The 14364-nt window shown below is 57.8% G+C and carries 14 protein-coding genes; all 14 read right to left on the reverse strand.

All coding sequences use genetic code 11. From position 1 onward, the window contains the following. Positions 1-17: 17 nt before the first annotated feature. Positions 18-986, reverse strand: coding sequence for a flagellar motor switch protein FliM (fliM, locus tag QN399_RS03020; protein ID WP_322180006.1), 969 nt, complete (start codon positions 984-986; stop codon positions 18-20). Between the two features lie 9 nt (positions 987-995). Continuing rightward, positions 996-1490 (reverse strand): flagellar basal body-associated protein FliL, encoded by a 495-nt coding sequence (fliL, locus tag QN399_RS03025; protein ID WP_219060448.1) that lies wholly within the window; start codon positions 1488-1490, stop codon positions 996-998. A 210-nt stretch (positions 1491-1700) separates the two neighbouring features. Continuing rightward, entirely contained in the window at positions 1701-3116 is a 1416-nt protein-coding gene (locus QN399_RS03030; protein ID WP_330200535.1) for a flagellar hook-length control protein FliK, read from the reverse strand. 65 nt (positions 3117-3181) lie between these two features. Beyond that, positions 3182-3547: an Hpt domain-containing protein gene (locus tag QN399_RS03035; RefSeq protein ID WP_330200536.1), complete on the reverse strand. Its 366-nt coding sequence runs from the start codon at positions 3545-3547 to the stop codon at positions 3182-3184. 30 nt (positions 3548-3577) lie between these two features. Then, on the reverse strand, positions 3578-5284 hold the full coding sequence (locus tag QN399_RS03040; protein WP_322180014.1) for a fused response regulator/phosphatase: 1707 nt from the start codon (positions 5282-5284) through the stop codon (positions 3578-3580). Between the two features lie 3 nt (positions 5285-5287). Further along, positions 5288-5593, reverse strand: coding sequence for an STAS domain-containing protein (locus tag QN399_RS03045; protein WP_330200537.1), 306 nt, complete (start codon positions 5591-5593; stop codon positions 5288-5290). Positions 5594-5684: 91 nt separating this feature from the next. Continuing rightward, the gene (gene fliJ, locus QN399_RS03050) at positions 5685-6134 is read right to left on the reverse strand and encodes a flagellar export protein FliJ (protein WP_322180018.1); all 450 of its coding nucleotides are present in this window, start codon (positions 6132-6134) and stop codon (positions 5685-5687) included. Positions 6135-6140: 6 nt separating this feature from the next. Next, entirely contained in the window at positions 6141-7499 is a 1359-nt protein-coding gene (gene fliI, locus QN399_RS03055; protein ID WP_322182752.1) for a flagellar protein export ATPase FliI, read from the reverse strand. Then, positions 7489-8325: a flagellar assembly protein FliH gene (gene fliH, locus QN399_RS03060; RefSeq protein ID WP_322180020.1), complete on the reverse strand. Its 837-nt coding sequence runs from the start codon at positions 8323-8325 to the stop codon at positions 7489-7491. The genes fliI and fliH overlap by 11 nt, the downstream gene beginning before the upstream one ends. A 10-nt stretch (positions 8326-8335) precedes the next feature. Further along, entirely contained in the window at positions 8336-9355 is a 1020-nt protein-coding gene (gene fliG, locus QN399_RS03065; RefSeq protein WP_322180023.1) for a flagellar motor switch protein FliG, read from the reverse strand. Next, complete coding sequence (gene fliF / locus QN399_RS03070) at positions 9348-11132, reverse strand: flagellar basal-body MS-ring/collar protein FliF (protein WP_322180025.1); 1785 nt, start codon at positions 11130-11132, stop codon at positions 9348-9350. The genes fliG and fliF overlap by 8 nt, the downstream gene beginning before the upstream one ends. Positions 11133-11146: 14 nt before the next feature. Continuing rightward, a complete protein-coding gene (gene fliE / locus QN399_RS03075) occupies positions 11147-11473 on the reverse strand; it encodes a flagellar hook-basal body complex protein FliE (protein WP_322180027.1) in 327 nt (108 codons plus the stop codon). A gap of 188 nt (positions 11474-11661) precedes the next feature. Then, positions 11662-13107 (reverse strand): sigma-54 dependent transcriptional regulator, encoded by a 1446-nt coding sequence (locus tag QN399_RS03080; protein ID WP_322215477.1) that lies wholly within the window; start codon positions 13105-13107, stop codon positions 11662-11664. After that, positions 13107-14303, reverse strand: coding sequence for an ATP-binding protein (locus tag QN399_RS03085; protein WP_322180032.1), 1197 nt, complete (start codon positions 14301-14303; stop codon positions 13107-13109). The genes QN399_RS03080 and QN399_RS03085 overlap by 1 nt, the downstream gene beginning before the upstream one ends. Positions 14304-14364 lie beyond the last annotated feature (61 nt).

Genomic DNA, 14364 nt, shown 5'->3' on the forward strand with positions numbered 1-14364 from the left:
CACGCTGACGGCAAAGGTCAGCGACGTTCAATTGGTTCGATAACTTGCAGCGCCAGATGCCCCTTGTGGGAGCCCAGCTTGACCTTGAACGACGGCACGCCATTGGCACGCATGATCAGCTCTTCAGGCAATTCCACTGGAATCACGTCACCCGGCTGCATGTGCAGAATGTCGCGCAGGCGCAATTGACGGCGAGCGACGACGGCACTCAGTGGCACAGCGACATCCAGCAGGTCCTCGCGCAAGGCTTTGCTCCAACGCTCATCCTGGTCATCCAGGTCGGACTGGAAACCGGCATCGAGCATTTCGCGTACCGGCTCAATCATCGAGTAAGGCATGGTCACGTGCAGGTCGCCGCCACCGCCGTCGAGCTCGATATGGAACGTCGAGACTACAACCGCTTCGCTGGGGCCGACGATGTTGGCCATGGCCGGGTTCACTTCAGAGTTGATGTACTCGAAGCTCACTTCCATGATCGCCTGCCAGGCTTCTTTCAAATCGATGAATGCTTGCTCGAGCACCATGCGCACCACGCGCAATTCGGTTGGCGTGAACTCACGACCCTCGATCTTGGCGTGCCGCCCGTCACCACCGAAAAAGTTGTCCACCAGCTTGAACACCAGCTTGGCGTCCAGAATGAACAACGCAGTGCCGCGCAACGGCTTCATCTTGACCAGATTGAGACTGGTCGGTACGTACAGTGAGTGCACGTACTCACCAAATTTCATGACCTGCACACCGCCCACCGCCACATCCGCAGAACGGCGCAACATGTTGAACATACTGATACGGGTATACCGGGCGAAACGCTCGTTGATCATCTCCAGGGTCGGCATCCGCCCTCGGACGATGCGATCCTGACTGGTCAGGTCATAACTTTTGACGCTGCCGGGTTCGGCAACGCTTTCGGTCTGGACCAGACCATCGTCGACACCGTGCAACAGGGCATCGATCTCATCCTGGGACAGCAGGTCTTGCACGGCCATGTCGTGGTCCTACTGCAATACGAAGTTAGTAAAAAGCAATTGTTCAACCACCACCTTGCCAACCTCTTTCTGCGCCACTTCCTGAACGCTGGCGGTGGCCTTCTGACGCAGCATTTCCTGACCGATTGGCGTTGCCAAAGAGTCGAAAGTCTGCCCAGAGAAGAGCATGACCAGGTTGTTGCGGATAACCGGCATATGAACTTTCAGCGCATCCAGATCACCCTGATTACGTGCCAGCAGGGTGATACTGACCTGCATATAACGCTGACGACCGTTCTGGTTGAAATTGACCACAAAGGCCGGTGTCATAGGCTCGAAAATCGCAGGAGCCTTGACGTTGCTGGCCGCTACGGCTGGCTCAGGTTTACTTTGGGACGAGTGCAAAAAGAACCAAGTGGCGCCAACCGACAAGCCGATCGCAAGCAACAATGCCACGACGATAATGATAATGAGCTTGAGTTTGCCTTTCGCTGCGGGGTCTTTTACTGCTTCGGTCTTCGCCATGCCAATAATCCGTCACTATTCGGGGGTTCACCAATGCGTGACAGAGGCAGAGCAAGTGTTATGCCAGATGTGTGACCGGATCGGCGGAGGGGGGTTATTCTGTAGGCGCGATCTCACTCACGAAGGGCTTGAGGCGGCGTGTCGGGCACACCGCCATCACGGCTGAACGCACGGTCGCAAGCCCGCGCCTACCAATAGCGTGTTACAGCATCAAGCGTAGTAATCCACTTCGCTGGAGCCGATGATTTGCATAGGCTGACTGGCAGCCTGCACCACATCATGAATGGACCCGTCATCGAGGCCATTGACTGGATCAGTGCCACCACTCCTCGCGCCGCCACTTCGCTGCCCCTGGCTAGCCTGCTGCTGGTCCTGCCCCTGCCCATTCCAGCCACGGGACTGGTCAGACACATTGACGTCAACCTGGCCCAGTCCCTGCTGAGTAAACGAATCGCGCAGCTTGGACATCTGCGCCTCCAGCGCATCGCGCACACCGACATGGGCACTCATGAACGTAACCTGGGTTTGCTGGTCAGGTGCCATGTTGACGCGGATATTCAGGCGACCCAGCTCCGCCGGCTCCAGCTGAATATCTGCTGACTTCAAGTTCTGACTCGACATATACATGACGCGATCCACGACCCCCTCACTCCAACCGCTCTGATGCATGGCCAATGGCTGGGCCAACGACAAAGGCGAAGCTGCTTCCGCCGCCTTGGGCTGTACTGCCTGACTCAGGGCGGCTAGGCGATTGGCAAAATCATCGACCCGAGTGTCACTGGCCGGAGCTTTGACATTGCTCAAACCGTCTTCAATAAGACCTTTAAAAGCCTTATCGCCCCCCTCAGTACCTGCGCCACCCGCGGACGGTTGATCCGTGATGACCGTCAGGTTATTGGCAATGGCCTGCAAGGGGTCCGCATCGGCTTGAGCGGGAGATGCTTTCGCGACACTCGGAGCAGAGGTAGACGCGGTGGGCACTGGCACTGAGCCTGACGCCTTGGCGCTCTGCTCCAGCGCCATTTGCACGGCAGGCAACCCTGCCAGAGGGTCAGTCGCAGGGTCGAAACCAGCACCAGTGCCAGTGCCAGTGCCAACAGGAACAGGAACAGCCGACTGCTGCGTGGCTACCGCTGCACTCACGGCTACCGGCACGACCTGAGGTTCAACGGCCGGAGCGACCGGCACCACAGACTCGGCAGCCGGCTGGACGACCAGCGCCTGCAAGGCCGCCGGATCCAGGGTCGGATCAACGGGGGCAACGTCGCTTAGCGCCGGGTCGGTCGTCTTATCCTTCGGCATATCCTTACCCGTAGCATCCGCTTTTCCGCTGACGCTATCGGCAGGCAAGGATTTGCCGCTATCGGCAACCGCCGAGGTGGAAGCGGCAGATTTATCGCTCACCGCTTGCTTGCCGTTACCTGCATCGGGCTTGTCGTGGACCGCTTTTGTACGGGTGTCATTGCTCACCACAGGCTTGGGCTGGGCATGTTTGGCAAACACTCGAGCAAAGCTGGAAGTGTCTTCCTTGCCCGTCTCAGCAGGTTTTGCCGCACTACTGGCGACAGCTGGCTGGGATTTGGCTACGGCGGCAGCCTGGAGAAGCGGGTGAGTGGCAAGGGGCATGTCAGTCTCCGTACGGGCACAATTGCCAAGTCACCAAGCAAGGGACGGGCCAGCTTCGGCTTATCTCAGCCTTGACCGATAAAACGCTGACGTTCAACGCTGAACAAACGCCGGACCGTGATGAATTCAACGTCGATTTTCCTGAGCAACTCATCGACTCCGGTCAGCTCATTGCACTGAGCACGCTCTTCGAGCTGCCGGCACAGCTCAGCCAACCGAGTAGCCCCCATGTTGCCACTGCTGCCCTTGAGACTATGAGCAGCCATGCCCAGCGCCGGCAAACCAGATGCCTGCGCAGCAAGGGCATGGTGCAACTGCACCAGGCGCTGTTCGGAGTCTTTAAGAAACGTGTCGAGCAAGATGGGGTATTCTGCCTCCATCACTTCTTGCAAGCCGCCCAGCACACGGTAATCCAAATGAGTCACTGACACTTGTTCGCTCCTTGATCAAGAATCATTGGATTATGCCAGAGCCCCCCAGGAAAATTCCACGCACGCGGTACGTCCGTCCTGCGACCAATAGGAATGCTCACTCAATTCACGTATCAAGTTGAGGCCTCGCCCTGATAACTCATGAGTCTGCGCCGACAGCGCCAGAACACGATCGACGTCGAATCCAGCACCACTGTCTTCAACGCGTATCGTCAAATGACCACCCTGCCCGCGCGGCACAATCTGCAAATGCAGGCGCACATAACCCTCTTCAAGACTCGCCAAGTGCTCATTGCGCTCCCGGTAGTACTGGGCAAAACCAAGAGCATCGCGCTTTAGTTCCGAGTCGAGACCCAGCACGCCATGCTCCAGGGCGTTGGTGTACAGCTCGGAGAGCACGCTGTACAACGGCCCGCTCAGACTGCGCAGACCATGCACCTCCATCAGCAGCTGCAACAAGTAAGGCAAAGGATTGAAACGCTTGAGCGTCGTGGCGCGATACTCGAAGCTCGCCGACCAGTCCAGCGGGCTGGACTCACCACTGTCCGAATATGTCACCGACGGAGACCCCAGCAGGGCCGGGGCGATCAGGCTGATTTCGACCATGCTTACATCATCCCGCGCCTGCCCTCGAAAGCCGTCCAGGGCACGCTGAATCTCATTGATCAGTTCGTCCGGCTGGCGATTGGCGGCGAACACCGCCTGTAATCGCTCGACACCAAACAATTGATCATCGTTGTCACTGGTGTCGAGTACGCCGTCGGACAACAGGAAAATCCGGTCACCCAAGGCCAGCGGGTGCACTTCGGTCTTGTAATCGAAGCGAGCCGGGTCGAGCACACCCAATGGCAAATGCCGCGACACCAGCGGCGTTCGCTCCCCACTGGCAACGTGATGCAGATAACCATCAGGCAGACCACCGTTCCACACTTCCACTTGCTGCAAGCTGAAGTTCACGCTCAGCAAAGTCGCGCAGCAAAACATGTCCACGGGCAAAATGCGTTTGAGCTTCGCATTCATTTCCCGCAAGGTTTGGGTCAGGCCGTACCCCTTGGCGGTCATGCCGTAAAACACTTCAGCCAAGGGCATCGCCCCTACAGCCGCAGGCAAACCATGGCCGGTAAAGTCACCCAATAAAACGTGCATGTTGCCGGCAGGCGTGTACGCAGCCAACAATAGATCGCCGTTGAATAAGGCATAGGGCGATTGCAGGTAGCGAATGTTCGGCGCACTCAGGCAGCCGGAATGCGCCACCTGATCAAATACTGCTTTGGCTACCCGCTGTTCATTAAGCAAATAGCCATGATGCCTGGCGATTTGGTCACGTTGTTCCAAGACCGTTTCCTGCAACCGTCGCAAGCGCTCCATGGCATTGATCTTCGCGGTGAGGATCGCCTCGCTGTAGGGCTTGGCGAGAAAATCGTCGCCCCCTGCGTCAAGGCATCGAACCAACGCCTCGCTTTCGCTCAGAGAGGTGAGAAAAATGATGGGCACCAGCGCTTCGCCTGCCACCTGTTTGATTCGGCGCGCGGCCTCAAAACCGTCCATCACCGGCATCAAAGCATCCATCAGCACCAACTGCGGACGCTCTTTTTCAAACAACGCCAACGCTTCCAGGCCATTGCTGGCGCTGAGCACTGTATGGCCCTGGCGACGGACGATGGTCGTGAGTAGCAAGCGATCACTGGCATTGTCGTCAGCAATAAGCACGCACAGGCTTTCGGGCAGGGTTAGCACACGTCAGCCGATCTGAAACAGTTTTGAGAAATTGGAGATGGTCAGGATGGTGTTCACGTCGGCGTTGCAGTTGATCAGATGGATCTTCGCATCGTCACCGCCGGCATGGTCACGCAGCAGTAACAGCATGCCAAGCGCGGAACTGTCCAGATAACTCGTGCCCTTTAGATCGACAACGAAGCGCCGAGGAGTGCCGGCAGCGTTCTCGTAGGCACCGCGAAAATCTTGATGCGCGGCGAAATCAAAACGCCCTTCGATGAAAATGGTCAGTTCTTGCCCGTCGTGGGAGAACTCGGTGTTTACGGACATTGGAGGCTTCCTTGGGTTAACACAGACACGGTGTGAAAGATTTAGCATTCTGCTGCGCCAACAGCAACCCGAATGAATTCAATTACCTGCATTAAAATTGATCGTGGCGGGGTAAGCGCTGGGAAAGTTCGTCGAGAAGCTTTTGTTCGCGCTTGTCTTCAAGCTGCCGCGCTTCATCAATGTAGCGCTGAACCAGCTTGCGCAGACCCTCGACCCGCGCATAACACTGCTGCCAGGCACCCCGAGCCTTGTCGAGATTTTCCTGATGCCAGGCAAGGCTCTTCTGTTGCTGGGCCACAGCAGTTTCCAGCTGATTGAGAAAGCTTTGATAATTTATCAGCCACTGCCCCGACACCCCGCGACCGCCTTTGTCGATCCACTGCAACTGATACTCATGGCGAAAACGCTCGAGTTCGGCCAGCTTGGTCTCAGCCAGACTGACCTGTCCCTGGAAGTGCCCCAGGCGCTGAGCCGCTGCGCGCTCTGCCTTTTCGGCCATGTCCACCACCGGCGCCAGGCGTACCGCTCGACTTGAGGCCATGGCTTATCAGCCGCCTGCTGCGGGATTGAACACTGCGGCGAGGCGCGCCTTACTCTCCTGCAGGCTCTCGTTGTCATTGAGCCCTTGGCGCAGGTAGCGCACCAATGTCGGCTGCAAGGCGATCGCCATGTCGGTTTCCCGATCACCACCGGCCACGTAAGCACCAACGCTGATCAAGTCGCGACTCTGCTGGTAGCGCGACCACAATTGTTTGAAATGCTGAGCCTGCCCCATGTGTTCAGGACTGACCACCGAAGGCATGACCCGACTGATGGACGCTTCGATATCGATAGCCGGGTAATGTCCCTCTTCGGCCAGACGCCGGGACAACACGATATGCCCATCGAGCACACCCCGCGCGGCATCGGCAATCGGGTCCTGCTGATCGTCGCCTTCAGAAAGCACGGTATAGAACGCAGTAATCGAGCCGCCCCCGGCCTCGGCGTTACCGGCGCGCTCCACCAGTTTGGGCAACTTGGCAAACACTGACGGTGGATACCCCTTGGTGGCGGGCGGCTCGCCAATGGCCAAAGCGATTTCCCGCTGAGCCTGAGCAAATCGAGTCAACGAATCCATGAGCAACAGGACGTTTTTACCCTTGTCGCGAAAGTATTCGGCAATGCGCGTGCAATACATGGCCGCCCGCATCCGCATCAAGGGCGCATCATCGGCGGGTGAAGCCACCACCACCGAGCGTTTCAGCCCCTCTTCGCCGAGGATATGCTCGATGAATTCCTTGACCTCTCGCCCCCGTTCGCCGATCAGGCCAACCACGATAATGTCGGCTTCGGTGAAGCGCGTCATCATCCCGAGCAGCACGCTCTTGCCCACACCGGTACCGGCGAACAGACCGAGACGCTGACCACGGCCAACGGTCAATAGCCCATTGATACTGCGAATACCCACATCCAGAGGCTGGCTGATCGGATTGCGCTTGAGCGGGTTGATCGTCGGGCCATCCATTGGCACCCAGTCTTCGGCTTTCATTCCACCTTTGCCATCGAGCGCGCGTCCGGCGCCATCGAGGACCCGACCCAGCATTCCCATACCCATCGGCAAGCGACCGGTATCGGCCAGCGGCACAACCCGAGCACCCGGTGCGATACCGGCAACACTGCCCACCGGCATCAGGAATATCTTGGACCCGGAAAACCCCATCACCTCGGCTTCGACTTGCATCGGGTGATAGCTATCATCGTTGATCACCAGACACCGACTGCCCATCGCAGCCCGCAAGCCTTCGGCTTCCAGGGTCAAACCGACCATACGCAACAAACGACCTTCCACCACCGGCTGGCCTGCCAGCTCGATGGCGTCGACGTAGGAACCCAGACGCTTGCCGAAGCTGGTCCGGTCAAGGCGCATCGGGGCCTGCTTTTTCAGGAGAGGCGTCATCTGCGTCATCTGCAATGACCGGGGCGTCGACGACTGTACCCAGATCGAGGCTCATGTCCGCAGGCGCAGGGTGCAGAGCCTGATCGTGCAACTGATCGAACATTTTCGCCAATGCTTGAGAAATTCGAGTTTCGATGGTCGCATCGATTCGACTGTGCTCGGTTTCGACCCGGCAACCACCCGCCTGAAGGGTATCGTCTTCGACGATGCGCCAGGTTTCTTCATGGCGTTCACGCAGGGCTTTGACCTGAGCGAAGTCCTGAGGGTTGATGAAGATGCGTACATTCTGCGCGCCCATAGGCAACAACTTCAAAGCGTCACGCAATACCTGACCGATACGACTAGAGTCAGTGGTCAACTCGCGCTGAATGACTTGCCGGGTAATGTGCCCTACCAGTTCGACCAGCGATTTTTCAATCTGCGTGTCCTGCTCGGCGATAGGCTCGAACAGATGGACCATCAATTGCTCAAGGCTCGCAAGCTTGGCGCTCAAGGCTACGTCAGCCTCTTGCCGGACCTTGAGCTGAGTGCTGTGAAAACCCTCTTTCTCACCCGTGGCAAAACCTTCGTTGTAGGCTTCCTGACGAATGCCTTCCAGCTCTTCAAGGGTCAGCGGCTGGACTTCGTCCAGAGGTACTTCTTCCATCTCCGCCGGCTCGACCTCAACCGGTTCAGGCTCTGGCTCTAACAGCGCTTCACTGTGCGGGTCGAAACTAGGCAACGACCAGACATCAAAGCCGCCGACATCCTTGGCCCGGATCAGATCACTGGGCGGCTCTTTGTTGGAGCTAAACATGTAGTGATCCTCAGATCATCTCTTCGCCGCCCTTGCCACCGAGAACGATTTCTCCGGCTTCGGCCATACGGCGAGCAATAGTGAGGATTTCTTTCTGCGCGGTTTCCACATCGCTGACGCGCACCGGGCCTTTGGCCTCGAGATCGTCGCGCAACAATTCGGCAGCACGTTTGGACATGTTCTTGAAGATTTTCTCCTTGATTGCTTCGTCGGAGCCTTTAAGCGCCAACACCAGCACATCAGAAGACACTTCGCGCAGCAACGCCTGGATACCCCGGTCGTCGACATCGGAAAGGTTGTTGAAAACGAACATGAGGTCTTCGATCTGACCGGACAGGTCCCCGTCGACTTCGCGGATCGAGTCCATCAACTGGCCTTCGATGGAGCTGTCGAGGAAGTTCATGATATCGGCCGCACGCTTGATGCCGCCCAAGGTGGTGCGCGCTGTATTGGAGTTGCCGGAGAACTGCTTTTCCAGAATCTGGTTCAGCTCTTTCAATGCCGCCGGCTGCACGGTGTTGAGCGAGGAGACACGCAGAATGATATCCAGACGTACCTTGTGATCGAAATGACCGAGCACTTCGCCAGCCTGATCCGGGTCCAGATAAGCCACAACGATGGCCTGAATTTGCGGGTGCTCATAGCGGATCACGTCAGCAACCGCACGAGGCTCCATCCATTTCAGGCTGTCCAGACCACTGGTATTGCCCCCCAGCAAGATCCGGTCGATGAGGCCGTTGGCCTTGTCTTCGCCCAAGGCCTGGGTCAGCATTTTGCGGATATAACCGTCGGAGCCGACGCCGAGACTGGTCTGGTCGCCGACGATCTCGACGAACTCACTCATCACCTGCTCGACTTCCTCACGGTGCACATTGCGCATTTGCGCCATGGCGACACCGACCCGCTGAACCTCTTTAGGCCCCATGTGCCGAAGCACCTGAGCGGCATCGGTTTCACCGAGGGAGAGCAAGAGAATTGCAGCCTTGTCGACCTTGGTCATCTTGGCGGTAAGCGCTCGATTGTCACTCATCTGCGTTAATCCACTCTTTCACGACCTGAGCCACACGACCTGGGTCTTCAGCCACCAGGCTCTTGATTGCATTCAACTGTGCGTCATAACCCTCGCTCGGGCTAGGCAGCAAAATACTTTGCGGACCGCCAAGGCTGACGCGGTCATTGGACAGTTCACCACCCAGACCACCCATGCCACCGAGCTCGGCATCGCCGTCGACGCCAACCAGCTGCCGGTTCTTGCCACTGGTGATGTTGTTGAGTACCGGCCGCAGAACACCAAATACCAGTACCAGGATGAACAACACACCCAGCACTTGTTTGACGATGTCCCAGAACCACGGATGGGAATAGAACGGAATATCAGGGATCACTTCGCCACGATCGGTGGAGAATGGCACGTTTACCACACTGACGCTGTCGCCGCGACTGGCGTTGAAACCAACAGCGTCCTGCACCAGCCGGGTAAAGCGCGCCAATTCGTCGGCATTCCATGGCGTAAGGCTGGTCTCGCCTGTCTTGGGATCGACTTTGACCCGATCATCCACGACCACCGCCACAGACAAGCGATTCACCCGACCCTGCTGCTGCTTGGTGTGACTGATGGAACGGTCCAGCTCAAAGTTCTTGGTCGACTGCTTACGCTTGTCCGCTGGATAAGGTGCCAGCATCGGCTGACCGGTCGCTGGGTCCATGATCTGCTGACCATTTGCGTCGAGCAGCGGTTGACCTGGCTGTATGGAACCTGAGGCAGCTGCACCCGCGCCCGCCTGCTGAGGCGCACTGGCTGGACCGGGCGGCTGATTACTCAACGCACCCGGAACGCCCTGCGGACCGCCACCGGAGGAACGCTGTTCGTCGACCGACTGCTCGCTGCGCAACGCAGGTTGATCGGGGTTGAAGCTTTCCGCTGTCGACTCAACGGCGCTGAAGTCCACATCGGCCGAGACTTCGGCCTTGTAGCGATCATTGCCCAGAATCGGTTGCAGGATGTTCTGTACACGCTGAGTGAGCATGTTTTCCATACGGCGACTGTAGTCAAACTGCTTGCCAGCCATGGTCAATTCGGAGTTTTCACTCTGATCGGACAACAGCGTGCCCTTCTGGTCGACCACGGTAATCTGCGACTTGCTCAGTTCGGGAACAGCCGTTGCCACCAGGTTGATAATCGCCATGACCTGACCCGGCTCCAATGAGCGGCCAGCGTACAATTCGATCAGTACCGAAGCGCTCGGTTTACGCTCGTCACGCACGAACACCGAACTTTTCGGGATCGCCAGATGCACACGTGCACCCTTGACGTTATTGAGGCTGGAGATGGTCCGGGCAAGCTCGCCTTCAAGCCCGCGACGATAGCGCGTGGCTTCCATGAACTGGCTGGTACCCAGGCCCTGGTCCTTGTCGAGAATTTCGAAGCCGATGTTGCCGTCGCCTGGCGCTACACCCGCGCCCGCCAATTTGATCCGCGCACGCTGCAAATCATCAGCCTTGACCAGCAACGCGCCAGAATTTGGTTCGACGGTATAAGGGATGTCCGCGGCCGCCAACGTATCCATGACCTGTTTGGCGTCCATACCGGCCAGACTGCCGTACAGCGGCCGATAATCAGGCTGCTGGGACCAGAGCACCACGGCAAAACCAATAGCAACACTCGCTGCCAGACCGACCATAAGGCCAACCTGACGCAACATGGTCATCTCGGAGAGATTTTCCAGAAAGGACAAACCAAACAGCGGCGGCTTACCTTGAGGGGCACCCGATTTGGCCGGCACGTTATCGGTGACTGCTTCAGCCATGACTCAATACGTCCTTAAACCGGCATCTGCATGATGTCTTGATACGCTTGAACCAGTTTATTGCGGACCTGGGTCAACGCCTGGAACGAAACGCTCGCTTTTTGCGAGGAGATCATCACGTCAGTGAGGTCCACACCGCTTTTGCCGATTTCAAACGCATTCGACAATTGATTAGAGGCCTGCTGGGTATCGTTGACCTTGTTGACGGCCTGGCCAAGCATATCGGCAAAGCTGCTGGCGCCGATTTCCGGGGTGCTTATTGCTTTTGGCGTAGCCATGGCGTCCATTTGCATGGAGCGCATGTCCAACATCAAGCGATTAAATTCAACACCTTGGCTCATGACGTCTCTCTCACTAAAGGCCGCAGATTTTTGACACTCGTTAAGCGGCTACACATGGCAAAGCAACAACAGTGCCAGCCAAGTGATGGCCTTTAGCCGCAACTTGCATTCAAATGGTATGAAGTCTGCAGGAACACGCGCCAGCCTGCGAATAGTTTGATGCGGTGCGCCTTATACACCACACGGCATCAAGTAGCGAATAGAGACGCTTCAACATCCATCCCCGCATCGCGCATCTGCGCCAGCTTGTAACGCAAGGTCCGGGGGCTGATACCCAAGCGTTCCGCCGCTTCTTTGCGACGGCCGCGCTCAGCGCGTAGGGTGTCGATGATTATCTGAAACTCACGACGCCGCAAGTCATCACCCAAGGCCCCGGCGGACTCTCCGACCTGATTATGTGATGCCGCACCATCGGCTGAAGGCACTGACACTGAAGGCATCGGTGTTGAAGCAACAACCTGCGGCTGCGTCGGAACACCTAACGCCGGCACTGGCGAAGCCGCTACCGGGCCAGACAAACAGAAGTCCTGAGCCTGAATCACCCCTCCCTGCTGCAGGATCAATGCCCGCTGAATCGCGTTATCCAGCTCGCGAACATTGCCTGGCCATGGGTAGCCGATCAGACAGGCTTGCGCGTCCGCCGACAATCGTACGGCGGCATGCTTCATTTTATTGACGTGTTTGGACAGCAACCGTTCGGCCAGCGGCAGAATATCGGCAGTTCGCTCACGCAGTGGTCGCCAAGCCAACGGAAACACCGAAATCCGGTAATAAAGATCTTCGCGAAAACGTCCTGCAGCTACTTCTGCGGCCAGATCGCGGTTGGTGGTTGCCAGCACACGAATATCCAAGATGATGGGTTTACGCCCACCCACACGCTCCACTTCCCTTTCCTGAAGCACGCGCAGCAATTTGGCTTGCAGACCGAGGGGCATTTCAGAAATCTCATCCAGCAGAATGGTGCCGCCATCTGCCTGCTCAAACTTGCCCGCCTGCGCCGCGATGGCGCCGGTGAACGATCCTTTCTCATGACCGAACAACGTCGCTTCAAGCATGTTGTCCGGGATCGCCGCGCAATTGATCGCAATAAACGGCTTGTTAGCCCGAGTAGACTGCTGGTGAATAAAACGCGCCAACACTTCCTTGCCCGTACCGGACTCACCGGAAATCAGCACCGTCGAATCACTCCTGGCCACTCGACCGGCCAAATCCAGCAATTGTGCGCTGGCCGGCTCGAAGGCTACCGGCCCCTCACTGTCAGCAGGTCCGGGACGACCCAGTGCGTGCCGCGCTACCAACTCCATAAATGCTTTGGGCTCGAAAGGCTTGACCAGATAATCCGCCGCGCCCTGACGCATCGCATCTACCGCACGCTCGACCGCGCCGTGCGCAGTCATCAACAGTACAGGTAATTGCGCATAACGGCTGCGCAACACGCTCAACAATTGATGACCATCCATGCCCGGCATGTTGACGTCACTCACCACCAGACCGAAGGACTCTTCAGCCACGGCCTCAAGCGCCTCTTCAGCCGAACCGACGGCACGGAAGTCGTGCCCGGCCAACATCAAGGTCTCACCCAGCGCCTCGCGCAGTGAAGGATCATCCTCGACCAGCAACACCTTGATCGCCATCAGTTCACTCCCGCGTCACAAGCTTCCGGAATCAAAGGCAGAGTGACAATCGCGCACGTGCCGCGACCCGGACGAGAACGAAATTGCAGCTGCCCCTGGTGTGCACGGGTGACTGCGCCGACCACCGCCAACCCCAACCCGGTGCCGGTGGACTTGGTGGTAAAGAAAGGCTCGCCGATGCGCGCCAGTGCCGAGGCGTCGATCCCGCTGCCGTTGTCACTGATGCATAAGCGCAGCGTGTTATCGCGACTGTAGAGATGGATTTTCAAGCGCGTTTTTCCAGCGCTGGCCTGCACCGCGTTTTCAATCAAATTAAGCAGCGCCCCCACCAGCGTGTCTCTATTGCACAGCAACGCGCCTTCGCGACTGTCGCACTGCCAACGTACCGATAGACCCTGCACGTGGGTTTGCGCCGCCGCCTGCAAGGCCTGAAACAACAGATCGGGCGCAATACGATCGGTCATCGGCAACTCGCCACGTGCGAAGACCAGCATGTCGCGCACCTGATGTTCGAGCTCGTGCAAACGCTCTTTCAAGCGTCCGGCAAAACGTTGCTGAGTCGCCACCGGCAGCTCCTGCTCAGCCAAATGGCTGGCATAGATCAAGGCTGCGGACAGCGGCGTACGAATCTGATGAGCCAGCGAGGTGACCATTCTCCCCAGGGAGGATAGACGCTCGTGACGGGCTAGCTGCCCCTGCAGATGACGGGTTTCGGTCAAGTCGTTAAGCAGCACTAGCTGACCCGGCTCCGCGTCCAGTGAACGCGTTGCGATGGACAGACGTCGTCCATCCTTGAGAGACACTTCGTGACCATCATCTTCGCGCGGCGCGAAACACCGACTGATCACTTGTCGCCAAAGCATGCCCAGCAGTGGCTCACCTAACAGGTCGCATGCTGCAGGGTTGGCCTCACGCACCACGCCCTGACCGTCCATGACAATGACGCCGCCGGGCAACAGCATGAGCAAGTTTTGCAGGCGATTAGCCAGACGCTCTTTTTCCGCCAATTCCTGCATTCGCTGAGCACTGACGACCGCCAACTCCCCCTTGAGCTCCGTCACCCGCGCTTCGAGCAAGCTGTAGGAGTCACTCAACTGACTCGACATCTGATCGAACCGCGAGAACGCCTGCTCAAGCCCCGTCCGGCTTTCCGGCTCGAGGGACGGCTGCGCTTCGTAAGAAAGGGCAGAAGACATCTGGGCAGCCTGGGGCATAGTGGTCTCTCGCATGGCGAACCGTCATTAAACGGTATGTAGC

The sequence above is a fragment of the Pseudomonas sp. 10C3 genome (genome assembly GCF_036346185.1).
Taxonomy (GTDB): Bacteria; Pseudomonadota; Gammaproteobacteria; order Pseudomonadales; family Pseudomonadaceae; genus Aquipseudomonas.